The following is a 22,725-nucleotide window of genomic DNA, read 5'->3' on the forward strand; positions in this document are numbered from 1 at the left end:
CCATTCATCGACGCATGTCCCCATCGGTCGACACCCGTATGACGTGAACCGTAATCAGGCAACAGAAAAGTCCATAACCCCTTACGCCCCCCTAGGCGCGATCCGCTCCTCGGCGGAGGAATCACCGGCGGGCCCGGAGTCGAACGTCCGGCGAATGTAGGACAACGAGGAGAGGAGTTCCGCGGACGACACCGAACGGGCCGGGGCGACTCCGGATGTCCGGGTCAGCGGCATTTTCCCGGTGACGGCCCAGCGCAGCCGCCCGTCCTCGTCCAGATAACTCCTGCTGAGCCCCGTGTTGTCCGGATGGAGGCAGTAGGGAACGTCCAGATAGCCCCGGGCGAACGCCGTCAACAGCCCGTGTCCGACGTCGGGCCCGAGGTTCATCACCGCTTCGACCAGCGCGGACGCCTCCGCGTAGGTCTCGGAGTCGGCGTCGGGCGGCGTACCGCGTACGGTGCGCGCGGCCACCGCCGAGGCGTGTTCCAGCGCGCTGACGTTCTCCTCGATCGTCGGAATGCGGAGGGATTCCGAGACCGTCTTCACGATGAGCCGCGCCGCGCCGGTGGCGACGGCCAGTTCGGCCGCTTGTCCGAGCAATGCGAAGGTGCCGGAGGGGGTTTGCGGATACAGCCCCATATAGGCGTAGACGACGACATGCCATTGCGCGTCGGGCAGTAATTCCGTGCACAGCCGGCGCAGCGCGGCGACGGCTTCCCTGTCCTGGCCCCGGTGGGTCTGCTGCGCGTAACTGACGGAAATGCTGCGCAGCCCGTACTCGTAGAAGAACCGGGCCTCCAGGGCGCTGATGGCGACCAGCAGACTGGGCGGGCAGAGCTGGCCGAGCATGCAGCCGCCGAAGGTCTCCAGGTGCGGCTCCAGGCCGGGGCGCCGGGCGGAGGCGAACAGGGCGGTGGAGCGTGCCCAGTTGGCAACGGACTGGGCGAGCGGGGTGCGTCCGTACGGCAGGCAGTAGGAGACCGGGCCGCCCTCGGAGGCGTCGAGGTCCGCCGCCATGAGGGCCTTGAAGATGTCCTCGGGGACGGCCGAGCCGTGCCGGACCTGGACGGGGAAGTCCGCGTCCAGGACGCCGTCGAGGATGGAGCGGGTGGTGTCGAGGCCGTGGCTGACGAGGGGGTAGCCGTTGAGCGCGACCCCTTCGAGCAGGGCCAGTTCGGCGGATTCCAGGTCCCCCACCCTGGTGTAGCTGTCCAGGGTGAGGGTCCCGACGGTGGTGGCGTGCGCCTCGCGGGTGGCCAGCAGCCCGGCCCGCATGACGGCCGGGTCGCTCATGCCCATGCGCGGCTGTACGACGAGGTGTCCGGCCGCGTGGGCCCGGCCGACGAACGCGCCGAACCCGGTGCCGTGCGCGCCGGACCCGGCGTCGTTCACACCGCGGCCCGCTGCGCCACCGGGGCGAGCATGCGGGTGAAGGTGGCGACGCCCTCGGCGCTGTCGTCGAAGACGGCGTCGTAGCCGGCGCGCATCAGTCCGACGGTCTCGTCGGCGCTCTGCTCGCCGTGGATGCCGAGCTTGCCGCCGATGACGGCGGTCACCCGGGCCAGGTCGGGGCACTCGCGCAGGGCGGTGATGGCGCGCATGCCGTCGCGGTAGCCGTGGCCGTTGACGCTGCTCATGACGAGGAGCGCGGGCCGTTCGGCGCGCAGGGTGCTGATGATCAGGTCCTCGGGGACGCACGGGCCGAGGTTGACGACGCGGTGGCCGTGCTCCTCCAGCAGCAGCTGGAGGAAGACGAGCCCCCAGGTGTGCGAGTCGGACAGCGCGCCCGCGACGACGGCCGTCGGGCGGTCGTCGGAGGCGTGCGCGCCGGGCGCGGGGGCGGTGGTGCCGGTGGTGGTTCTCATCATGGTCACAGGGCCTGTCCGTGTTCGTAGCCGCGTATGTGTTCGATGCGCGAGACGGAGACCAGCTCCGTGCCGCGTACGACGATTTCCTTGGGTGCCGGTCTGCCGAGGAACATCAGCAGGCTCGCGGTGGTCCCGTAGGCACCGGAGTTGGGGATGGTGACGAGGTCGCCCGGTGCCAGGTCCGGCAGCCGCAGATCGCGTCCGAGCAGATCGCCGGGGGTGCAGAGGGGGCCGACGAGGCTGGTGGTGTGCTCGGCGGCGGGGTCGGTCTCCAGCGGGCCGACGGTGACGGGGAAGATCCGGCCGAGGCCGGACATCCCGCCGAAGACGTTGATGCCGCCGTCGAGCACGGCGAAGCGCCGGCCCCGGCTCTCCTTGAGGTTGACGACGCCGAGGAGCAGCGAGCCGCTGTCGCCGACGAGATGGCGGCCCGACTCGCACGCGACGGTCGGGGCGCCCTCGCGCCAGCCGGGGAAGTGCTCGTCGAGGGCGGCGGACAGCTCGGCGCGGAGGTTCGGGTAGGTGGGCCGTTCGCCGCTCACGGCGTACGGGGCGGCGAACCCGCCGCCGATGTCCAGGAAGCGCAGGGGCACGCCGAGTTCGCGCTGGAGGTGCGCGGCGGTCTCGATGGTGTTGCGGAACTCTGCGACGAGGCTGGCCTCGTCGCCCGCGTTGCTGAGCGGGAAGAAGTGCAGTCCCTCCACGACCGTGCCGGGGACGTCGGTCACCTCGTGCCGGAGGTCGGGCAGGGTTTCGCTGTCGAAGCCGAACTGCGAGGGCACCCCGGTCATCCGGATGCTGGTGGGGGCGCTCGCCGCCGCGCTGTTCACCCGCAGCAGGCACTGGGCGACGACGCCGAGCGCCTGGGCACGGGCGCCGATCCGCCGCAGGTCGCCGAGCGACTCGACGGAGAACGTCCGGACGCCGCGGGCGAGCGCCTCGGTCAGTTCCTCGTCGGTCTTGCCGGGACCGGTGTAGAGGATGTCGCTGCCGGGGAAGCCGGCCTGGAGGACGGCGTCGAGTTCTCCGGTGGAGCTGATCTCGGCGCGGCAGGCCCGGCCGCCGTCGCCGCGCATCTCGCGCAGGATCTCCGGGTGCGGGTTGGCCTTGGCCGCGTAGTACAGCACGACCTCTTCCGGCAGCGCGGCGTGCAGGTCGTCGCGCGCGGCGGCGACGCGCCGGAGGTCGTACACGTAGCTCGGGGTGCCGAAGTGCTTGGCGAGCTCGTGGAAGTCGGTGCCGGTGGTCACCGGGGGGTCCCTTCGAGGAGGCGGGCGAGCTGCTTGCGGTCGTGCTTGCCGTGCTGGGTGAGCGGCAGCTCGTCCAGGACCTGGCAGGTGGCGGGGACCTTGGCGAGTTCGAGGCGCAGGGAGAGTTCGCGCAGGACGATGTGCGGCGCGATCTCGCCCTCGGCGAAGACGGCGAGGTCGCGGTCCCCGTCGGGCGGTACGGCGACGGCGGCGCGGACCCCGGGGATGTCGGTGGCGGCGGCCTCGATCTCCAGGGTGCTCATCCGTACGCCCCGGCGTTTGAACATGTCGTCGCGGCGGCCCTCGTAGTAGAGGAAGCCGTCCTCGTCCAGGTGGCCGAAGTCGCCGGTGTGCAGGCGGGGTTCACCCGCGGGGGTGGTGCGGAAGGTGCGGGCGGTGACCTCGGGGGCCCGCCAGTAGCCGGGCATCACATGGGGTCCCTCGACGACGATCTCGCCGGTGGCGCCGGTGGGCAGTTCGGCGCCGTCCTCGCCGAGGATCCGGACCCGGGTGCCGGGCAGCGGCCGGCCGACGGAGGCGGCCTTGCTGTCCTCGAACGCCGGGGGCAGCACGGAGATCCGCTTGCACTCGGTCTGGCCGAACTGGCGGACGACGTCCACTCCGGGGAACGCGGAGCGCAGCCCGTCGGCGGTGGTCTTGGGCAGCGCGGCGCCGGTGTTGGTGAACATCCGCACCCGGGCGGGCCCGGCGGGTCCGGTGTACGGCTCGCGCTCGGCGAGGGCGCAGATCATGGCGGCGAGGGACGGCACGATCGGCACGACCGTGGCGCCGCACTCGCGGATGCGGTCGAGCAGTACGAGGTCCGACTCGCCGTCGGCGAGGACCAGTTCGCTGCGGCCGAGGGTGGCGAGCAGGATCTTGTAGAGGCCGTAGTCCCAGGAGATGGGGAAGCGGCAGAAGACGACGTCGTCGGGCCGGTAGCCGAGTTCGAGCTGGATGGCCTCGGAGGCGAAGACCATCCGGCCGTGCGGGCAGACGACCGCCTTCGGCGCGGCCGTGCTGCCGGAGGTGTAGACGAGGACGGCGATGTCCTCGGGCGAGCCGTCCGGCTCGGCCCCGTCGGCCGGGCCGCCGGCGCCCCGCTCCCGCAGGGCGGTGACGTCGTCCCAGACGGTTTCCAGGGCGAACAGCGGTGCGGCCGAGAGCGCGCCGATCCGTTCCGCGGCGGCGTCCGGGACGACGACCAGGGCCGGTTCGGAGTTCTCGATCACCGAGCGCAGATGGAAGTCCTTCATGCCGGTGTTGACCGGTACGAGGACGGCGCCGTGCCGGGCGGCCCCGTAGAAGAGCGCGACCAGTTCCCGGGTGCTGGGCACCTGGACCAGGACGCGCTCGCCGCGCGTGATGCCGTGCCCGGTCAGCCAGGCGGCGAACGCGCGGCTGTGTTCGTCGAGTTGACGGTAGGTCCAGCGGCCGGCCGCGTCGCGTACGGCCCAGCTGTCGGCGGCCTGGTCCACCGCCTCGTCCAGCAGGGTGTGGACCATGACGTCCGTGCGGGCCCCGATGCTCCGTTGTGTGTTCACTTCGCCCCGTACGACCTTTCTTGGTCTCCCGCGCGCGCCCCGCCGCCCGTGGTGCCCGGCGCCGGGGCGCCCGTCGCCAGGACGGTGAGTTGCCTGCGGTCCGTCTTCCGGTTGGAGTTGAGCGGGAAAGCGTCGAGATGCGTGTAGCGCCTGGGTACGACGGCGGTGGGCAGGGTCCGGCGCAGTTGCCGGGCCAGCTCGGCCGGGGCGCTCGGGCGGCCGGTGTAGAAGACGGCCAGTTCGACCGAGCCGTCGGTGGGGACGGGCACGGCGACCGCGTCCTGGACCCCGTCGCACTCCCGCAGGGCGGCCTCGACCTCGGCGAGTTCGACGCGTACGCCGTGCACCTGGACCTGGGAGTCGCCCCGGCCGAGGTAGTGCAGGACACCGTCCGCGTCGCGTCTGACCCGGTCGCCGGTGCGGTACCAGCGCTGTCCGGCGCGTTCGAAGAACCGGCCCCGGTCGTCCTCGGGGTCCAGGTATCCGGCGGTCAACTGGGGCCCCGCGATGCAGAGTTCGCCCTCGTCGGTGGCGGCTGCGGCGGCCGGGCCGCCGTCGTCGTCCGGTGCCAGGAGCAGCACGCCGTGGCCCTCGTGGACGGTGCCGATGGGCACCATGCCGTTGAGTCCGCGTTCCTGGCCGGGGGTCCAGCGGTGGGCGCTGACGGTGATGGTGAGTTCGGTGGGGCCGTACAGGTTCTCCACCGCGGACCGCGGCGCGGCGGCGGCCCAGTCGTCGGCGTCGCGGCAGCTCAGTGCCTCGCCGGCGAAGAAGCTGTGGCGCAGGGTGGGCAGGGCGCCGGGGCGCAGTCCGCCCATGCGGCGGACCAGGGCGACGGCGCTGGGGGTGGAGAACCAGACGGTCAGCCCGTGTTCGGCCACGAAGGCGGGCATGTCGCGGTAGGCGGCGGCGGGCGGGGTGACGAGGGTGCCGCCGGAGCCCCAGGCGCAGAACAGGTCGAACATGCCGCAGTCGAAGTTGAGGTCGAAGTTCTGCGAGAAGACGTCGTCGGCCCCGAAGGCGTAGCGCGCGTCGAGCAGCCGGAAGTAGTGGTCGGTGTTGGCGTGGGTGACCGGAACGCCCTTGGGGCGGCCGGTGGAGCCCGAGGTGAACAGCACGTACGCGGTGTCCTCGGGCCGCGCGGCGACCGGCCGGGTCAGCGCGGCGGCGGTGCGGTAGGGGATCCACGGCATCAGGGCCGGGCGTACCTCCGCTCCCCCGACACCCTCGCACCCGCCGGGTCCCTCGCTGCCGCCGAGTCCTTCGGTGCCGGCGGTCAGTTCGGTGTGGGCGCGCAGCAGGACCGGCAGCCGGGCCCCGGCCTCGGCGAGTTCGAGGAGCGCGGGGAGCGAGTCGTCGTCGGCGATGATCGCGTCGACACCGCTCGCCTCGATCATCCCGAGCGTGCGCGCGGCGGGGAACGTCTGCTGGAGGGGCACCGTGGTGACGCCGGTGCACAGTCCGGCGAGCAGGGTCGGGTAGGCCGAGATCCCCTTGCCGACGAGGACGCCGACGGCGCGGGGCCGGGGCACCTCGGCGAGCAGCGAGCCGGCGAGGCCCAGCGCCCGCTCGTACAGTTCCCGGTAGGTGAGGGTCTGCCGGCCCGCCCGCACGGCGGGACGGTCCGCGGAGCGTGCCAGGCCGCGCAGGAACCGTCCCGGCAGTGTGGTGTCCGTGGTGAGGGTGGGGTTCACGGTGGGCCCCGCCCTCAGCCCGCGTCGCGGTGGGACAGGGTGTCGACCGTCTTCCACAGGATGCCCGGCGTCTCGAAGGAGCCCATGGTGAGTTCGTCGCCGAGGAAGCGGACCTGGTAGGTGTCCTCCAGCGCGCCGAGGAGCTGCACCATGCCCAGCGAGTCGAGTCCGAGGTCGCGCAGCTTGACGTCGTCGTCGAGCGGCTCGTCGGGGGCCGCGAAGGGCAGGAACTGGCGCAGCAGCGGGGCGAAACGGTCGTCCGGCACGGTGACTCCAAGGTGGGGTGAGGGGTGGTCGTCCGTCGGTGGCCCGCCGTCAGGCGGCGCGGACACGGGTACGGCGGCCGGGCGCGCGGCGCGGCGTCATCGCCGCGCGGGGGTTGGCGGGGACGACCTCGAACGCCTCGGTCGTCCGGGCCACCCGGCCGAACAGGTTGTCGGGGCCGGCGACGCAGACCCGGCGGGTGCCGACGGCGCGCAGTCCGTCGATGACGTCGGGCCAGTTCAGCGGGCGGGTGAAGCTGTCGAGCAGCATCGTCCGCAGCTCCGGTCCGGTCTTCAGCAGGGCGCCGTCCTGGTCGGCGACGACCGGCAGCCTCGGGTCGGCGAAGTCGAGGCCCGCGAGGACCTCGCGCTCGGCGCGCTCGCGCAGCGGCGCGAACGCCGGGCAGTGCATGGGCGGGCGCATCGTGTAGAGCGAGAGCGCGCCGACGTCGCGGAGCCGGGAGCGGAACCAGTCCACCCGGTGTTCGCTGAGCGAGACCATGTAGAAGCCGTCGTCGATGTAGCAGGAGATGTCGTGCCACTCGCCCTCGGCGTCGAGGTCGGCGAAGATCGCCGCGAGTCCCTCCTCGGGGGCGCGGACGAAGGACAGGGTGACGATGTCCTGGTGGGCGGTGCGGAAGTAGTCGTCCATGCAGCGGGCGAGTTCGGCGGTCATCCGGATCGCCTCGGGGACGGTGAGCGCGCCGCAGTAGGCGAGTGCGGCCTTCTCGCCGAAGCTCGGTCCGGTCACCACCGAGGGGACGATGCCGAGTTCCCGCTCCGCCCAGCGGGCGGAGGCCAGGCAGTTGACCAGGAAGGCGACCTGGGCGGCTTCGGAGTAGTCGCCCTCCGCCTCGCGGAAGGTGTCCACGAGGGAGTAGCCGAGGACGTCGTCGGCGATGGCGACCAGTTCCCTGGCCTCCGGGTTGACCACCATGAAGCGGCCCACGTCGGAGAAGGGCGACGGTCCCATGCCGGGGAACACCATCGCGGTGGCGTCCGCCCCGGCCGTGCCGTCGTTCGCTGTGCTGTTCATGGCCTCCCCTTGGCGGGCGCGCGTCGGAGCGCGGGCCGGCTCGTGTGATGGCTCGGGACGGTTCGGGCACACCGGACCGCGGCGGGACGCGTGGTGCCGTCCGGCGCCGTACGGGCGTGGCGCGGTGTGCGCTACAGGCTCTTCAGGAAGTCGACCATCACGTCCCGGAACCGCTCGGGCTCCTCCAGGTGCGGCAGATGGCTCGACTCCTCGAAGACCTCCCAGCGCGCGCCGGGGACCCGGTCGGCGTACGGCCGCATGACGGCGGGCGTCGCCTCGTCGTGACGGCCGCTGATCAGCAGGGTCGGGGCCGTGATCCGGTGCAGGTCGTCGATGATCGACCAGTCGCGGAGGGTCCCGATGACGTGGAACTCGTTCGGCCCGTTCATCGTGTAGTAGACGGTCGGGTCGTTGTAGATCTCCATGAAGGAGGAGAGGAAGTCCTGCGGCCACGGCTGGACGCGGCACACGTGGCGGTCGTAGAAGACCCGCATGGCGGCCAGGTAGTCGGGGTCGTCGGTGGTGCCGGCGGCCTCGTGGCGGAGCAGGGTCTCCTGGACACCGGCGGGCAGCTCGGCCCGCAGCGCCGCCATCTCGCTGAGCCACAGCGGCATGGAGGCGGGCGCGTTGGCGACGACGAGTCCGCGCAGTCCGGCGGGCGCGCCCATGGCGTGCGACGCGCAGAGCGGACCGCCCCAGGACTGCCCGAACAGGACGTAGTCGTCGGCGATTCCGAGCCGGTTCAGGAGGTTGTCGAGCTCGGCGAGGAACAGGTCCACGGTCCAGAAGTCGGCGCCTTTGCCGGGCAGATGGGTGGAGCCGCCGTTGCCGAGCTGGTCGTAGTGGACGACGGGCCAGCCCTCGTCGGCGAGGGCGGCCAGCGCGAGCAGGTAGTCGTGCGTGCTGCCGGGACCTCCGTGCACCGCGACGAGCGCGGGCCGGCCGGCCCCCAGGTCACCGGTCACCCGGTACCAGGTCCGGTACTCCCCGAAGGGGACGGTGCCCTTGTCGCTGGCATGCGGTGACACGGTGCGCACCCCGTTCCAGTTGCTTGGGAGGGACCACGGAAGCGTGATCGGTATCGACGCTAAACCCCTCCGGCCGCCGATCTGGACCCCCTAACCGCCCCTACGGAAGCGGCGCCCGGCGGGCCGGCCGGACGGGGCCCGGCGGCGGTTCCCGTGCTGGTCCGGGGCGGGGACGCGGCAGGGGGAGGTAGGGGGGTTCGGCCGCGCGGGGGGCGAATTACTGTGCGGGAGGCGGCCGGGCCGGATCGCCTCGCACCGGCGAACCGCGGGCCACTGACGGGCGCGGGGTCCGCGCTTCCCCCGGAGCGGGCCCCGTGTTCCGCGCCGGGGACCGCGTACCCGGAAATCCGCGCCCCACCCATGTATCGAGTTCGAGAGGGCACCATGAACCCTGCTGCCGATCGTTCCGGCGAGGCCGAGCACCCGCCGTTCCCGATGACCCGTTCCTGCCCCTTCGCGCCGCCCGCGCGCTACGCGGAGCTGCGGGAGAACGAGCCCGTCTCGCGGGCGTCGCTGAAGGTCAACGGCAAGCCGGCATGGCTGATCACCCGTCATGACCATGTGAAGCAGATCCTCGCGGACTCGCGGGTCAGCGCCAATCTGAAGCTGCCCGGCTACCCGCTCCAGGTGCCGGTGCCGGAGGAGATGCTCCAGTCGGTGCCGCTGACGTTCCTGTCCATGGACCCGCCGGACCACACGGTCCAGCGGCGCATGCTGGCGCCGGAGTTCGGCCTGCGCCAGATGCGGGCGATGCGGCCCCGGGTGCAGGAGATCGTGGACGAGCGGGTCGACGCGATGCTGGCGGCCGGCGGTCCGGTCGACCTGGTGGCCGCGCTCGCGCTGCCGGTGCCCTCGCTGGTGATCTGCGAACTGCTCGGGGTGCCCTACGAGGACCACGACCGGTTCGAGCACTGGGCGTGGGGGATCATGAACCACGACATCAGTGACGAGGAGCGCGGTCTCGCGCACTACGAGCTGGACAAGTACGTCGACGGCCTGGTGACCCTGAAGGAGTCCGAGCCGGGCGACGACATGATCAGCCGGCTGATCGAGCTGAACCGGGCCGAGCCGGCCGTCGAGCACTCCGACATCGTGAGCATGGCGCGGCTGATGCTGGTCACGGGCCACGAGACGACGGCGAACATGATCGCCCTGGGCATGCTCGCGCTGCTGGAGCACCCCGAGCAGCTCGCCGCGGTCAAGGAGGAACCGGCGCTGCTGCCGCAGGCCGTCGAGGAGCTGCTGCGGTTCTTCAGCATCTCCGACGCGGGCACCGCGCGGGTGGCGACGGAAGACATTGAGATCGGCGGAAAGATCATCCGGGCCGGTGACGGCATCATGCCGCTGAACAACTCGGCGAACCACGACGAGAACGTGTTCCCGGACCCGGACCGGCTCGACGTGCGCCGGTCCACCCGCAGCCATCTGGCGTTCGGCTACGGCGTCCACCAGTGCATCGGGCAGAACCTCGCGCGCCTGGAGCTGGACGTCGTCTACAGCACCCTGCTGCGCCGGATTCCCACCCTGCGGCTGGAGAAGCCGTCCGACGAGCTGCGCTACAAGGACGACGCCATCGTCTGGGGCCTGTACGAGCTGCCGGTGAACTGGTAGGTCCGTCCCTCCCCCGCCGCCGTACGACGAGAACCAGAGCGAGAGTCAGAGAGGGCACCATGACCCAGCCAGCCGAACAGAACGCGGACACGGACGTCACCGGCCTGCCGGAGTTCCCGATGCGGCGCACCTGCCCCTTCGCGCCGCCGGAGGAGTACGCGAAGCTGCGTGCGAGCGAGCCCGTCTCGCGCGCCCAGCTGAAGGTGAACGGGAAGCCGACCTGGCTGCTGACCCGTCACGACCACGTCCGCAAGGTCCTGGGGGACTCGCGCGCGAGCTCCAACCTCAAACTGCCGGGGTATCCGCACCAGTTCCACATCCCCGACGAGATGCTCCAGCACATCCGGCTGATGCTGCTGTCGATGGACCCGCCGGAGCACACCGCCCAGCGCTCCATGCTCCTCTCGGAGTTCACGGCGCGGCGGGCCCGGGAGATGCGCCCGCGGGTGCAGGAGATCGTGGACGAGCGGATCGACGCGATGCTGGCGGCCGGCGGTCCGGTCGACCTGGTGTCGGCCCTCGCGCTGCCGTTGCCGTCGCTGGTCATCTGTGAGCTGCTGGGCGTGCCGTACGACGACCACGCCAAGTTCGAGGAGTGGTCGGCGCGGCTGATGAACCGTGACCTCAGCCAGGAGGAGTACGGCGCGGCGGTGGCCACGCTGGACGCGTACCTGGACGAACTGGTCACGGCGAAGGAGAACGAGCCGGGCGACGACCTGCTCAGCCGGTTCCTCGCGAAGAACCGGGTGACCGGGGCGTGCGACCACCTCGACGTGGTGACCATGGCCCGGCTCATGCTGGTGGGCGGGCACGAGACGACGGCGAACATGATCGCCCTGGGTGTGCTGGCCCTGCTGGAGCACCCCGAGCAGCTCGCGGTCGTCCAGGAGGACCCCACCCTGTGGCCGAAGGCCGTGGAGGAGCTGCTGCGCCTGTTCAGCATCTCCGACTCGGGCACGGCGCGGGTCGCGGTCGAGGACATCGACCTCGACGGCACGGTGATCCGCGCGGGCGAGGGCATCTTGGCGCTCAACAACGCGGCGAACCACGACGAGAACGTGTTCCCGGACCCCGACACGCTGGATGTGCGGCGCGACGCGCGCGGCCATCTCGCGTTCGGTTTCGGCATCCACCAGTGCATCGGGCAGAACCTGGCCCGGGTCGAACTGGAAGTGGTGTACGAGACGCTGTTCCGCCGCATTCCCGGTCTGCGGACGGCCGCGCCGGTGGACTCCCTGCCGTTCAAGGACGACGCCATGGTCTACGGCGTCTACGAACTGCCCGTCACCTGGTGAGCTGCCCCGCCCGCAGGCCCTGTTCGCGCTTCAGAGGAGGATCATCATGCGCGTCCACATCGACCGCGACAGGTGCACCGGCTCCGGCCAGTGCGCGCTGCTCGCGCCCGAGGTCTTCGACCAGGCCGACGACGGTCTGACCGTGCTTCTGGCGCCGGAGCCGCCGGAGGAGACGCACGACGACGTGCTCCAGGCGTCCCTCACCTGTCCGACGCAGGTCATCACCCTCACCGGCTGACCTGCACGAACCAGCGGAGGATCGCTTCATGACCCGTTCGACCGACGACACCTGGGTGCGCGTCCCGCACCGGAACTCCGGCAGCCCGACCCGGCTGGTGTGTCTGCCGCACGCGGGCGGCGCGGCGTCGTACTACCACCCGCTGTCCGCGGCGCTGGCCCCGGACGTCGAGGTGCTGGCCGTGCAGTATCCGGGGCGGCACGACCGGCGGCACGAGCCGGCGGTGGAGGACCTGTGTCTGCTCGCGGACCGGGTCGCCGAGGCCCTGGAACCGTGGAGCGACCGGCCGTTCGCGCTGTTCGGCCACAGCTACGGGGCGCTGGTGGGGTACGAGGTGGCGCGCCGGCTCCGGTCGGCGGGCCACCGTCCGCTGGCCCTGTTCGCCTCGGGCCGGCGGGCTCCCTCGACGCACCGGGACGAACGTCTCCATCTGAAGCCCGACGCGTCCCTGATCGCCGAGCTCAAGTCGCTGGACGGCACGGTGGGGACGCTGCTGGACGACGAGGAGATCGTCGCGATGATCATGCCGGCGCTGCGGGCGGACTACCGGGCGGTGGAGACGTACACGCACCGGCCGGGGCCCGAGCTGGACATCCCCGTCACGGCGCTGATCGGTGACGACGACCCGAAGGTCACCTCCGAGGAGGCGGCCCGCTGGCGGGAGCACACCACGGCGGAGTTCTCCCTGGAGATCTTCTCCGGCGGCCACTTCTATCTGGCCGACCGGCGCCAGGAGTTGACGGCCAGTCTGAAGCGACGGCTGGCGGGCCTGGTGCCCAGCGGCGCGTAGGTCCTGTCGGCGCGATCGTGAAAGGCCCCGGGGGGCCGGTGAGTTCACCGTCCCCCCGGGGCCTTCGCCCGTGCACCGTCCGTGTCGATCTGACGGCCTGTCGGGCGACTTGTCAGGCGTTGAGGTAGGTGAGCACGGCCATCACCCGGCGGTTGACGTCGCTGTCCTGAGGGAGCGTCAGTTTGGTGAAGATGCCGGAGATGTGTTTCGCGACCGCTCCCTCGCTGACGGTGAGCCGGGCGGCGATGGCCGCGTTCGAGCAGCCCTCGGCCATGAGTTCCAGCACCCGCCGCTCGCGCAGCGTCAGGTTCTCGATGCCGGCGTCCAGGGAGTGGCTGACCATCAGCTGGGCGACGACCGCGGCGTCCATGGCCGTACCGCCCTTGGCGACCCGGCGGATCGCCTCCACGAACTGCTCGTCGTCCAGGACGCTGTCCTTGAGCAGATAGCCGATGCCGCCGGTGCCGTCGGCGAGGAGCTCCCGCGCGTACATCTGCTCGACGTGCTGGGACAGGACGAGGATGGGCAGGCCCGGCATGTCGCGGCGGGCCTGGAGCGCGGCCCGTAAGCCCTCGGTGGTGAAGGTGGGCGGCAGCCGGACGTCCACGATGGCGATGTCGGGACGGTGCTCCGCCACGGCTCTCGCGAGATCCTCGCCGTTGTCCACCGCCGCCGCGACCTCGAAATCGAACGATGTCAGGAGCTGCACGAGCCCCTGCCTCAGGAGGAAAAGGTCCTCGGCGAGGACGACGCGCACGGAATCTCCAACTCGGTCACGGTGGGGCCGCCGGGTGGGCTGCTGATGTCGATGGTGCCGTCGAAGGCGGCGAGCCGCCGCCGGATTCCGGCGAGGCCGGACCCGTCACTCATGCGCGCGCCGCCCCGGCCGTTGTCGGTGACACGGACGTGGAGCACGCCGCGTTCATGACGGACGGTCAGCTCGCCGCGGCTCGCTCCGGCGTGTTTCAGCACGTTGGTGAGCAGCTCGGACACCGAGAAGTATACGGCGGACTCGACCGGCGCCGAGAGCCGCGGGGGGACCGTCACGGACGCCTCGAACGGCAGCGGGCTCGCGAGGCACAGGGCCCGCAGCGCGTCCGCCAGGCCGCGTTCGGCGAGGACGGGCGGGTGGATGCCCCGTACCAGATCGCGCAGTTCACGCAGGGCGAGGACGGACGAGGCGCGGGCCTCGCGCAGCAGCCGGCGGGCTTCCTCGGTGTCCTTGTCGAGTTGGCGGTCGGCCGCGCCGAGGGTCATGCCGAGGCCGACGAGCCGGGCCTGGGCGCCGTCGTGCAGATCGCGTTCGATCCGGCGCAGTTCGGCGGCCTGGGTGTCCAGCGCGCCGGAGCGGCTCTCGGCCAGGTGCCGGACGCGGGAGGCGAGCCGGGTGGTGTCGGTGTGGCCGAGCAGGTAGCGGGTGAACCAGGCGTGGCCGAGGAGGACGTGGCGGGTGGTGGCGATCCAGACGGCGAGGACGCCGAGGGCCAGGAACCCGGCGGCGACGGCGGTGGGCCAACTGTCCACCACCACACCGCAGTACATCCGTCCGGCGCCGTGGCCGCCCGCGAGACCCCGCCCGAGGCCGGCCGCCAGGACCAGTCCCTCACCGGCGTAGTAGAGCAGGGCGGCGGGGACGAACCCGACCATGCCGACGGCGGTGTTGAGGAGCAGCCACAGGAGGTCCCGCCAGGTCGCCCGGTCGGTGAGGATCCACTTGCAGCGGCGCATCCATCCGACGATGTCCTTCTCGAACTCGGCCGGTTCCGGCTGGTACGGCACCTCGACCGGGACACCGGCCCGGCCGGCCGTCCGCCGGGCCCAGTTGCACAGCCGGCGGACGGCGGGCACACAGATCGGCAGCGCGACGGCGCCGATGCCGATCACGAACAGTCCGACGAAGTACGCGGTCACCAGGAAGAACGCCAGGGACGGCATGGTGCTCAGTCCGACGAGGACGCCCGTGCCGGTGTCGCGGACGGCCCGCCGGGCGCGGCGGCGCCCCGCCGCGAGGACCGCCCGGCCCGGGGGCGTCGTCCCGTCGGCCGGAGCCGGGGCCGGTGCTGGTCCGGCGTCCGGCCGTGGCCGGCCGGTGGCCGGTCCCTCGGCGACCATGGTCTGCTCTCTCACTCGGCGGCCACTGTCTCGACGGGCGGGGTGCGCATGCCGCGCCAGGACGGGTAGAGCGTACCGCCGAAGATCAGCAGCAGCGATCCGCCGACGACGGCGAGGTAGATCCAGACCGGACCGGCGGGCAGGAACGAGTCGTTCTTCACCATCGCGTACGGGACGATCGTGGTGGCCGCGGCGAGGGTGCCGAGCAGGACGGCGACCACGGAGATCAGTGCCCCCTCGACGCTCAGCATGCCGAAGACCTGCGCGCGGGTGGCTCCGGTGAGCCGGGACAGCCCGATCTCCCGGCGCCGTTTGCGGGTCACCACGACCAGGGTGTTGATGACGGTGATGGCGGCGTATCCCACGATCATGGCGACGACGGTGTAGTTGGCGGTCACCAGGATCTGCTGGATCGAGTCGCTGGAGCCGCTGAGGGTGGAGCTGTCGGACACCGAGGCACCGGGCAACTCGGCCGCGAAGGAAGCCAGTTCACTGCTGAGGATGCCCGGGTCGGTGTCCGGGTCGGCGCGGACGAGGAGGTGCTCGGCGAGGCCCGCGGTGGTGTGCGCGGTGAGCGTGGCGGCGGGCAGCAGCAGGAACTCCTCGTCGGGGTCGCCCGCGTACAGGGCCACGACCTCCGGCTTGATTCCGGTGCCGTCGCCGAGCCGGACGGGCAGCCGGTCGCCGACCGTGACGCCGAAGGTCTCGGCGCGTGCGGCGGACAGCGCGACGGTGTCGCCGCTCAGCGCGTCGAGTGCGCCGGTGACGTCGCGCAGGGCCAGGGTCCCGCCCACTCCGCCGGCGTCCACGCCGCGCAGGGCGGTGTCGGTGGTGCCGGACTCCGCCTCGACGTAGCCGCGCGAGGTGATCAGTCCGGAGGCGGCGGCGACGCCGGGCAGTGCGGCGACCCGCTCGACGGCCTCGGGGCGGAATCCGCCCGCGTCGGAGTCGAGGACGAAGTCGGCGCTGATGCCCTCCTCGTAGCTGCGGGCGGAGACGACGTCCTCGGTGGACTGCATGTAGAGCGTGCCGGTGGCGATGGCGATCAGCATGATCACGGGGGCGGCGGCGCTCGCCATGCGTACCGGGTTGGTGGCCGTGTTGCGTACGGCGAGCCGTCCGGGCAGACCGGTCAGCAGCCGTACGGGCCAGCCGAGGACCGCCACGACGGCCGCGCAGATGCCGGGGGCCAGCAGGGCGATGCCGATGCTGAAGAAGACGGACGCGGGTCCGGCGGTGCTGGCGAGGGTCGGGCCGTTCTCCATGACCAGCACCGTGGTCGCGGACAGGGAGAGGCCGACGGTGAGGAAGAACAGGGACAGCAGCATCCGGTTGCGGGTGAACCAGCGGGGCCGGACCTCACTGTCGGAGAGGGCCGCGACGGGTTCCGTACGGGCCGCCTTACGCCCGGCGAAGCGGGTGGCGCCGGCCGCGGCGAGGACGGCGGTGACGGCACCCACGAGCGTCGGGACCGGCCCCTGGTGGAAGACGATCACCGGGGACAGCACACCGCTGTCGGTGAGGATCGAGCAGATGAGCCGGCCGAGGAGATACCCGGGGAACACGGCGAGGGCGGTGGCGACGACGGACAGGACGGACGTCTCCCAGAGGATCATCCGGCGCAGCTGGCTCGACGTCGTACCGATGGAGCGCAGCAGGGCCATCTCGCGGGTGCGCTGCTGGAGGGTGAGGCCGAGGGTGGAGGCGACGCCGAACAGGACGACGAGGACGGCCCAGCTGCCGAAGACGGCGGCGAGGATGACGACGGTGCGCTGGGCGGTCAGCGCGCCCGGCGCCTCGGCGAGGCCCCGGCGTTCGCCGGTGAGGACGCTCGCCCCGCCGTCGACCGCGTCCGTCACGGCGGCGGTGACGGTGGCGAGGGAGGCGCCGTCCTCGGGCAGTACGGCGATGGAGTCCACCCGGCCGCCGGTCAGTCGGTGTGCCTGGTCGTCGGAGACGAAGACGGCGGGGTCGCCGCCCGAGCCGGGGCGCGAGACGATTCCGCTGACCAGGTAGGACCGGGAGACGCCCTGGACGGCGAGGACGACGCGGGAGCCGGCGGACGCGTCGGCGCGCTCGGCGAGGGCCTTGTCGAGTACGACCTCGTCGGCGCCCGTGGGGGCGGCGCCGACGTCGAGGGTGTACGGCGCCAGGGCGGCCGAGGTCCAGCCGTGACCGGCGGTGGATCCGCCGTCGGCGGCGTCGATGTCGGCGGCTCCGGCGCCGCCGGGCACCACCACGGCGGGGAACGACACGTCGGGCACGGCCTCGGCGACGCCGGGGACGTCGGTCACGGCGGCGACCAGTCCGGGGTCGAGACGGCCGCGCTCGGACAGGGCGCCCGCGTCGGAGGTCTGGTCGGCGGTGACCACGATCGGGGCGCCGGTCAGCCGCTGCGGCTGGGCGTCCATGCGGATCCCGGTCTCCATGAGACCGCCGCAGGCCATGACGATCGCGGCGCCGAGGAACATCGCGAAGAAGGTCGCGACGAAGCTGGCCTTGCGGAACTTGAGCGTACGGAAAGCGAGGAGACCCATCAGTACCGGCCGCCCGTCACGATCGGCGAGGCGGGCGTCTGCGCGTCGCTCTCCCAGGCTCCCAGGCGGGTCATGCGCGCGGCGACCGCGTCGGCGGTCGGGCGGTGCAGCTCGCCCGCCGGGAGGCCGTCGGCGAGGAAGACCACCCGGTCCGCGTACGAGGCGGCGACCGGGTCGTGGGTCACCATGACCAGGGTCTGGCCGGCCACGGTGACCGACTCGCGCAGCAGGGCGAGGACGGCCCCGGCCGTACGGGTGTCGAGGGCGCCGGTCGGTTCGTCGGCGAAGACCACGTCGGGCCGGGTGACCAGGGCGCGGGCGATGGCCACGCGCTGCTGCTGGCCGCCGGAGAGTTCGCCCGGCAGATGGCCGGTGCGGTCGGTGAGGCCGACCCGGTCGACGACGGAGCGGATCAGCTCCTTGTCGGGGCGGCGGCCGGCCAGTTCGAGCGGGAGCAGGATGTTCTGGGTCACCGTCAGCGCGGGCAGCAGGTTGAACGCCTGGAAGATGAAGCCGATCCGGTCCCGGCGGAGCTTGGTCAGCGCGACCTCGTCCATGTGGGCGAGGTCGGTGCCGCCGACGTACACCGCTCCGGAGGTGGGCTTCACCAGGCCGGCGGCGCAGTGCAGGAAGGTGCTCTTGCCGGAACCGGAGGGGCCCATGACGGCCGTGAACGTCCCCGCGCCGAAGCTCAGGCTCAATTCCTTCAGCGCGGTGACCCGATTGTCGCCGTCGCCGTAGGTCTTGGCGACGGATTCGAGCCGTACCGCCGTTTCCCGGTGGGTGTGTTCATTCGCGTGCACAGGGACTCCCCCTACTGAATATGTGTCGTCGGGTGACGTGTCGTCATGCTGAAGCCTAAGGAACGGACGGGTCGGGGACATTGGCCCCAGGCGGTGTATCGGGAGTAGAAGTTCTTCTACCTCCTGGCCGGAAGAATCTCCCGATGATCTACATCACGCCTGATCGGAGCTGTTTTCGGCCATCCCTTCCAAGGACATCCGGGGGGCTCGCAGTCAAGGTGCACGCAGGTCCACTACGCCCGGTGACGTTTCGTGCACCCGAATTTCGGGAGTCGGCTGTATTTCGTGGCGACGCGCTCGACAATAGGCTCGCAGCGCAACAGAGGAATGCCCCCCACAGTAATTGGAGGATGAAGTCGCCATGCGATCGGAAAGCGGCTTGGAAACACACGTTCTGCCCGACGGCAAGGTTGATTTCTTTCTTCCGCGGACCGGTCTGAGACATCGCTGCGGCCCCACGGGCACGCTGATGTGGATCGTTCTCCAGCGGCAGGACTGGGAGCCGGGGCGCGCCGCGGAGGTGCTGGCCGAACAGTGGGGAATCGCCTCCGAGTCGCTGCGTCCCGAGGTGGACGCGTGGGTCACGCACTTCCAGGACGAGGGCCTGGTGCGCCGGTGCACGGCGTGAGCTGAACGCCGTGCGGGCCGGCGTACCTCCCGAGGGGGGTACGCCGGCCCGTCGCCCGGTCCGGGGTCAACTGCCGGGCGCACGGCCGCCGTCCGGCAGCCCCGTCAGCCAGTCGTCCACGGTCCGCGCCGTCGCGGTCGCGGAGTCCTCCAGCAGGGTGAAGTGGTCGCCGGGGACCTCGCGCAGGGTGTGCTCCGCCTCCCAGGTGGCACGCCAGTTGTCGGTGGCGGCGCCCGAGGCGAACGACTCGGCGGGGCGCACGAACAGCACGGGGGCGGTGAGCGCGCCGGGCGACCGGTCGAGGATGAGTTCGCTGTAGCGGCTCATGGCGGCGAGGCGCGGGGCGCTGAACCCGCCGAAGCTGTCCTCCCGGTCGAGCATGCCCGCGAACATCTCCCGCCACAGGCCGTCGTTCCCGGCGCCGTCCGGGCCAGGGGCGTCCGGCAGATAGGTGTCCAGCAGGACGACGCCGTCCGCCGGGGTGCCGGCCTTCTCCAGGGACTCCGCGACGGCGTGCGCGAACTGGCCCCCGGAGGAGTAGCCGAGCAGCACGAACGGGGCGTCACCGGCGGCCTGCCGGGTCCCTTCCACGAGGACGTCCACGACGGCGTCGAAGGAGAGCGGCAGCGGCTCGTCACGGCCGAAGCCGGGGACGGCGGGCACCGCGACCTCGGTACGGCCGTGGAAGTGCGCGGCGAAGCGGGCGTACTGATGGGCGCCGCCGAGCGCCATGGGCGAGGGCACACAGATCAGGCGGCGGGGCGCGGGACCCCGGGAGAGGCGCACGGGCGGGGCGAGCCGGCCCAGTTCGGCGACGGTGGTGAAGCCGGGCAGGATCGCGGCGATCGCGCCGAGCAGGTCCAGGCCCTTCGCCATCCGGCCACCGGCGGCGGCCATCCGCAGCAGTCCGCTGACGGACTCGCGGTCCGGGGCGGCGGGAGCGGCGGGGGCCGTCTCCGGCTCCCCGGTGGGGGTGTCGCTCCCCCGGTCCGCCGGGGCGGGGCCGCCCCGGGCGAACTCCTCGTGCAGGACGGCGGCGAGCCCGGCGGGCGTGCCGTGGTCGAAGACGGCTCCGGTCGTCAGGGCGACGCCGGTGGCGGCGCGCAGCGCGCCGCGCAGTTCGGCGGCGGTCACCGAGTCCATGCCCGCTTCGAGGAAGGGGGTGTCGGCGCCGATGCCGCCGTCCGGGGCGTAGCCGAGCAGCGCGGCGGCCTCGGCGCTCACCAGTGCGGTCAGCGCCTCGGCCGCCTCGGCGGGGCCGAGCCCGGCGAGCCGGTCGCGCAGCGGCTCCGGCCCGGCGGCGGGGTCCTGCGGCGCCTGCCCCGGGGTGTCGAGGGCGGGCGCGTTCAGGGCGACGTCCGCGGGGATCCAGTAGCGCTCGTGGCGGAAGGCGTAGGCGGGCAGCGGCGCCACCGCCGTACCGGGGAACGGTCCGGTCCAGTCGGGTGCCGCGCCGTCCGCGTACAGGCGGGCGATCCCGGTCGCGAGGGCGGCGCTCTCCGGTCCCTTGCGGCGGCCGAGGGCGACGAACACGGCGTCGTCGGCGACCGCGCACTCGCGTGCCATGCCGGTCAGGACCGCGTCGGGGCCGACCTCCACGAAGCGGCCGACGCCGCGTCCGGTGAGGGTCCTGACGGCGTCGGCGAACCGGACGGGCTCGCGCACGTGCCGGACCCAGTACGCGGGGTCGGTGAGCAGCCCGGGTCCGGCGAGTTCACCGGTGACGCCGGAGACGAGCGGGATGCGCGGCTCGTGGAGAACGACGGTCTCGCAGACCGCGCGGAAGTCGTCGAGCATGCCGTCCATCAGGGCGGAGTGGAAGGCGTGCGACACGGTGAGCCGCCTGGTCCGGGCGAAGTGCCCGGCGACGGCCAGGACGGCCTCCCGCTCGCCCGAGACGACCACGGAGGAGGGGCTGTTGACGGCGGCGATGTCGGTGCCCGCGCCGAGCAGGGGGCGGATCTCGTCCTCGGTGGCCTGGACGGCGACCATCGCCCCGCCCTCCGGGAGCGCCTGCATGAGCCGGCCCCGGGCGGCGACCAGCCGGCCGGCGTCGGCCAGGGACAGGACGCCCGCCACGTGCGCGGCGGCGAGTTCGCCGATGGAATGCCCGGCGAGGTGGTCGGGCCGCAGGCCCCAGGACTCCAGCAGGCGGTAGAGGGCGACCTCGAAGGCGAACAGGGCGCTCTGCGCGTACCGGGTGCGGTCGAGCGCCGCGCTGTCGGTGCCCGCGAGGACCTCGCTCAGTCCGATGCCCAGCGCCGCCTCCGCCTCGTCGAAGGCGGCGGCGAACACCGGGTGGTGGGCGCGGAGTTCGGCGCCCATGCCGAGCCGCTGCGCGCCCTGGCCGGTGAACAGGTACGCGGTGCGGGCCTTGGCGCGGGTACGGCCCCGGACCACCGCCGGGGTGCTCTCCCCGCGCGCGAGGGCGTCCAGCGCGGCGAGGAGCGCGGTCCGGTCGGTGCCGGTGACGGCCGCCCGGTGGGCGAAGGCGGTACGGCGGGTGCCGAGGGCGCGCGCCACGGCGGCGGGGGTGTGCGCGGGGCGCGCGGCGGCGAAGTCGCGGAGCCGGGCGGCCTGGGCGGTGAGGGCCTCGGGGGTGCGGGCGGACAACGGCCAGACGACGACGGGCGGTTCGGCCGGTTCGGGGTCCGGGGCCGGGGGTGCGGGCGGGGCCTGTTCGATGATGACGTGGGCGTTGGTGCCGCTGATGCCGAAGGACGACACCCCGGCGCGGCGCGGGCGGTCCGCCTCGGGCCACGGCCGTGGCTCCCGTACCAGTTCGACCGCGCCGTCGGTCCAGTCGACCTGGCGGGACGGCTCGTCGGCGTGCAGCGTCGCGGGCACGACGCCGTGCCGCATGGCGAGGACCATCTTCATGACGCCCGCGACACCGGCGGCCGCCTGGGTGTGGCCGAGGTTGGACTTGACCGATCCGAGGAGCAACGGCGCCCCGTCGGGGCGTCCTTGGCCGTACGTCGCGAGGAGTGCCTGGGCCTCGATCGGGTCGCCGAGCGTGGTGCCGGTGCCGTGTCCGTCGACCACGTCCACGTCCGCGGCGGACAGCCGGGCCCGGGACAGCGCGGCACGGATCACCCGCTGCTGCGAGGGGCCGTTGGGCGCGGTCAGGCCGTTCGACGCGCCGTCCTGGTTGACCGCCGAGCCGCGTACGACGGCCAGCACCTCGTGGCCCAGCCGCCGCGCGTCGGAGAGCCGTTCGAGGACGAGGACGCCCAGGCCCTCGGCGAAACCGGTGCCGTTCGCGTCGGCGGCGTACGACTTGCAGCGCCCGTCCGGGGAGATGGCGCCCTGCCGGCTGAACTCCACGAAGGTGCCGGGGGACGCCATCACCGTGACACCGCCGGCCAGCGCGAGGTCCGCCTCGCCCTGCTGGAGCGCCTGCGCCGCCAGGTGCAGGGCGACCAGCGACGAGGAGCACGCCGTGTCGACCGAGAGGGTGGGGCCCTCCAGGCCCAGGGTGTAGGCGACCCGGCCGGCGACCATGCTGCCGGTGCCGAAGCTGCCGAAGTAGTCGTGGTACATCACCCCGGCGTAGACCCCGGTCCGGCTGCCCTTCAGGGTCGCCGGGTCGATGCCCGCGTGCTCCAGCGCCTCCCAGGACCCTTCGAGCAGCAGCCGCTGCTGCGGGTCCATGACCAGGGCCTCGCGGGGTGAGATCCCGAAGAACGCGGCGTCGAACTCCCCCGCGTCGTGCAGGAACCCGCCCTCGCCGGTCACCGACCGGCTCTCCCCGGCGTCGTCGTGCAGGGCCCGCTCCCAGCCCCGGTCGGCGGGGAACGCGGTGACCCCGTCCCGGCCGTCCGCCAGCAACTCCCACAGTTCGTCCGGGGAGTTGACACCGCCCGGGTAGCGGCAGGCCATTCCCACGATCGCGACGGGCTCGCGCTGCGCGGCGGTGAGCGCGCGGTTCTGCTCGCGCAGCCGCTCGGTCTCCTTGAGCGAAGCGCGCAGCGCTTCGAGCATCCTGGTGTCGGGCTTCGCGGGCTCGGCCACGTCTCTCCTTCTGG

18 protein-coding genes are annotated in these 22,725 nt (G+C 72.6%); 5 read left to right on the forward strand and 13 right to left on the reverse strand.

Translation table 11 applies throughout. The features are described from left to right. Positions 1-81: 81 nt before the first annotated feature. The 8 genes from OG875_RS00390 to OG875_RS00425 form a co-directional block, all read right to left on the reverse strand. Entirely contained in the window at positions 82-1,392 is a 1,311-nt protein-coding gene (locus OG875_RS00390; protein ID WP_330172174.1) for a methylaspartate mutase, read from the reverse strand. Further along, entirely contained in the window at positions 1,389-1,868 is a 480-nt protein-coding gene (locus tag OG875_RS00395) for a cobalamin B12-binding domain-containing protein (RefSeq protein ID WP_330177541.1), read from the reverse strand. The genes OG875_RS00390 and OG875_RS00395 overlap by 4 nt, the downstream gene beginning before the upstream one ends. Positions 1,869-1,870: 2 nt before the next feature. Beyond that, complete coding sequence (locus OG875_RS00400) at positions 1,871-3,118, reverse strand: type III PLP-dependent enzyme (protein WP_330172175.1); 1,248 nt, start codon at positions 3,116-3,118, stop codon at positions 1,871-1,873. After that, entirely contained in the window at positions 3,115-4,662 is a 1,548-nt protein-coding gene (locus OG875_RS00405; RefSeq protein ID WP_330172176.1) for an AMP-binding protein, read from the reverse strand. Before OG875_RS00405 ends, OG875_RS00400 begins: the two co-directional genes overlap by 4 nt. Continuing rightward, positions 4,659-6,356, reverse strand: coding sequence for an AMP-binding protein (locus tag OG875_RS00410; protein WP_330172177.1), 1,698 nt, complete (start codon positions 6,354-6,356; stop codon positions 4,659-4,661). The genes OG875_RS00405 and OG875_RS00410 overlap by 4 nt, the downstream gene beginning before the upstream one ends. Positions 6,357-6,370: 14 nt before the next feature. Next, positions 6,371-6,622, reverse strand: a complete 252-nt coding sequence (locus OG875_RS00415) for a phosphopantetheine-binding protein (protein WP_330172178.1) — start codon at positions 6,620-6,622, stop codon at positions 6,371-6,373. Positions 6,623-6,671: 49 nt separating this feature from the next. Continuing rightward, a complete protein-coding gene (locus tag OG875_RS00420; RefSeq protein ID WP_330172179.1) occupies positions 6,672-7,655 on the reverse strand; it encodes an ACP S-malonyltransferase in 984 nt (327 codons plus the stop codon). Positions 7,656-7,786: 131 nt separating this feature from the next. Continuing rightward, complete coding sequence (locus OG875_RS00425) at positions 7,787-8,683, reverse strand: proline iminopeptidase-family hydrolase (protein ID WP_330172180.1); 897 nt, start codon at positions 8,681-8,683, stop codon at positions 7,787-7,789. A gap of 384 nt (positions 8,684-9,067) precedes the next feature. Here OG875_RS00425 and OG875_RS00430 point away from each other — a divergent pair, with 384 nt between their 5' ends. Genes OG875_RS00430 through OG875_RS00445 form a run of 4 tightly spaced genes read left to right on the forward strand, consistent with a single transcriptional unit; the run spans position 9,068 to position 12,617 of the window. Beyond that, positions 9,068-10,294, forward strand: coding sequence for a cytochrome P450 (locus tag OG875_RS00430; protein WP_330172181.1), 1,227 nt, complete (start codon positions 9,068-9,070; stop codon positions 10,292-10,294). 59 nt (positions 10,295-10,353) lie between these two features. Further along, positions 10,354-11,589: a cytochrome P450 gene (locus OG875_RS00435; protein WP_330172182.1), complete on the forward strand. Its 1,236-nt coding sequence runs from the start codon at positions 10,354-10,356 to the stop codon at positions 11,587-11,589. 46 nt (positions 11,590-11,635) lie between these two features. Continuing rightward, entirely contained in the window at positions 11,636-11,827 is a 192-nt protein-coding gene (locus OG875_RS00440; protein WP_330172183.1) for a ferredoxin, read from the forward strand. Between the two features lie 28 nt (positions 11,828-11,855). Continuing rightward, the gene (locus tag OG875_RS00445; protein WP_330172184.1) at positions 11,856-12,617 is read left to right on the forward strand and encodes a thioesterase II family protein; all 762 of its coding nucleotides are present in this window, start codon (positions 11,856-11,858) and stop codon (positions 12,615-12,617) included. A 112-nt stretch (positions 12,618-12,729) separates the two neighbouring features. On the opposite strand, the gene OG875_RS00450 is transcribed toward OG875_RS00445, so the two are convergent. Genes OG875_RS00450 through OG875_RS00465 form a run of 4 tightly spaced genes read right to left on the reverse strand, consistent with a single transcriptional unit; the run spans position 12,730 to position 18,069 of the window. Further along, positions 12,730-13,374 carry a response regulator transcription factor gene (locus OG875_RS00450; protein WP_330172185.1) on the reverse strand — a complete coding sequence of 215 codons (645 nt, stop codon included), beginning with the start codon at positions 13,372-13,374 and terminating at the stop codon, positions 12,730-12,732. Then, positions 13,338-14,744 carry a sensor histidine kinase gene (locus OG875_RS00455; protein WP_330172186.1) on the reverse strand — a complete coding sequence of 469 codons (1,407 nt, stop codon included), beginning with the start codon at positions 14,742-14,744 and terminating at the stop codon, positions 13,338-13,340. The genes OG875_RS00450 and OG875_RS00455 overlap by 37 nt, the downstream gene beginning before the upstream one ends. Beyond that, the gene (locus OG875_RS00460) at positions 14,741-17,266 is read right to left on the reverse strand and encodes an FtsX-like permease family protein (RefSeq protein ID WP_330172187.1); all 2,526 of its coding nucleotides are present in this window, start codon (positions 17,264-17,266) and stop codon (positions 14,741-14,743) included. Before OG875_RS00460 ends, OG875_RS00455 begins: the two co-directional genes overlap by 4 nt. Then, positions 17,266-18,069 (reverse strand): ABC transporter ATP-binding protein, encoded by an 804-nt coding sequence (locus tag OG875_RS00465; protein ID WP_330172188.1) that lies wholly within the window; start codon positions 18,067-18,069, stop codon positions 17,266-17,268. The genes OG875_RS00460 and OG875_RS00465 overlap by 1 nt, the downstream gene beginning before the upstream one ends. Before the next feature lie 469 nt (positions 18,070-18,538). Between OG875_RS00465 and OG875_RS00470 the strand changes: the two genes are divergently transcribed. Then, positions 18,539-18,697: a hypothetical protein gene (locus OG875_RS00470; protein WP_330172189.1), complete on the forward strand. Its 159-nt coding sequence runs from the start codon at positions 18,539-18,541 to the stop codon at positions 18,695-18,697. 66 nt (positions 18,698-18,763) lie between these two features. On the opposite strand, the gene OG875_RS00475 is transcribed toward OG875_RS00470, so the two are convergent. Then, positions 18,764-22,711, reverse strand: coding sequence for a type I polyketide synthase (locus tag OG875_RS00475; RefSeq protein WP_330172190.1), 3,948 nt, complete (start codon positions 22,709-22,711; stop codon positions 18,764-18,766). Between the last annotated feature and the right edge of the window lie 14 nt (positions 22,712-22,725).

This window comes from Streptomyces sp. NBC_01498 (assembly GCF_036327775.1).
GTDB lineage: Bacteria > Actinomycetota > Actinomycetes > Streptomycetales > Streptomycetaceae > Streptomyces.

Coding starts and splice junctions, on each gene's coding strand:
- OG875_RS00395 (WP_330177541.1), bottom strand. CDS start 1,868: ATGATGAGAACCACCACCGGCACCACCGCCCCCGCGCCCGGCGCGCAC.
- OG875_RS00420 (WP_330172179.1), bottom strand. CDS start 7,655: ATGAACAGCACAGCGAACGACGGCACGGCCGGGGCGGACGCCACCGCG.
- OG875_RS00430 (WP_330172181.1), top strand. CDS start 9,068: ATGAACCCTGCTGCCGATCGTTCCGGCGAGGCCGAGCACCCGCCGTTC.
- OG875_RS00435 (WP_330172182.1), top strand. CDS start 10,354: ATGACCCAGCCAGCCGAACAGAACGCGGACACGGACGTCACCGGCCTG.
- OG875_RS00440 (WP_330172183.1), top strand. CDS start 11,636: ATGCGCGTCCACATCGACCGCGACAGGTGCACCGGCTCCGGCCAGTGC.
- OG875_RS00445 (WP_330172184.1), top strand. CDS start 11,856: ATGACCCGTTCGACCGACGACACCTGGGTGCGCGTCCCGCACCGGAAC.
- OG875_RS00460 (WP_330172187.1), bottom strand. CDS start 17,266: ATGGGTCTCCTCGCTTTCCGTACGCTCAAGTTCCGCAAGGCCAGCTTC.
- OG875_RS00470 (WP_330172189.1), top strand. CDS start 18,539: ATGTGGATCGTTCTCCAGCGGCAGGACTGGGAGCCGGGGCGCGCCGCG.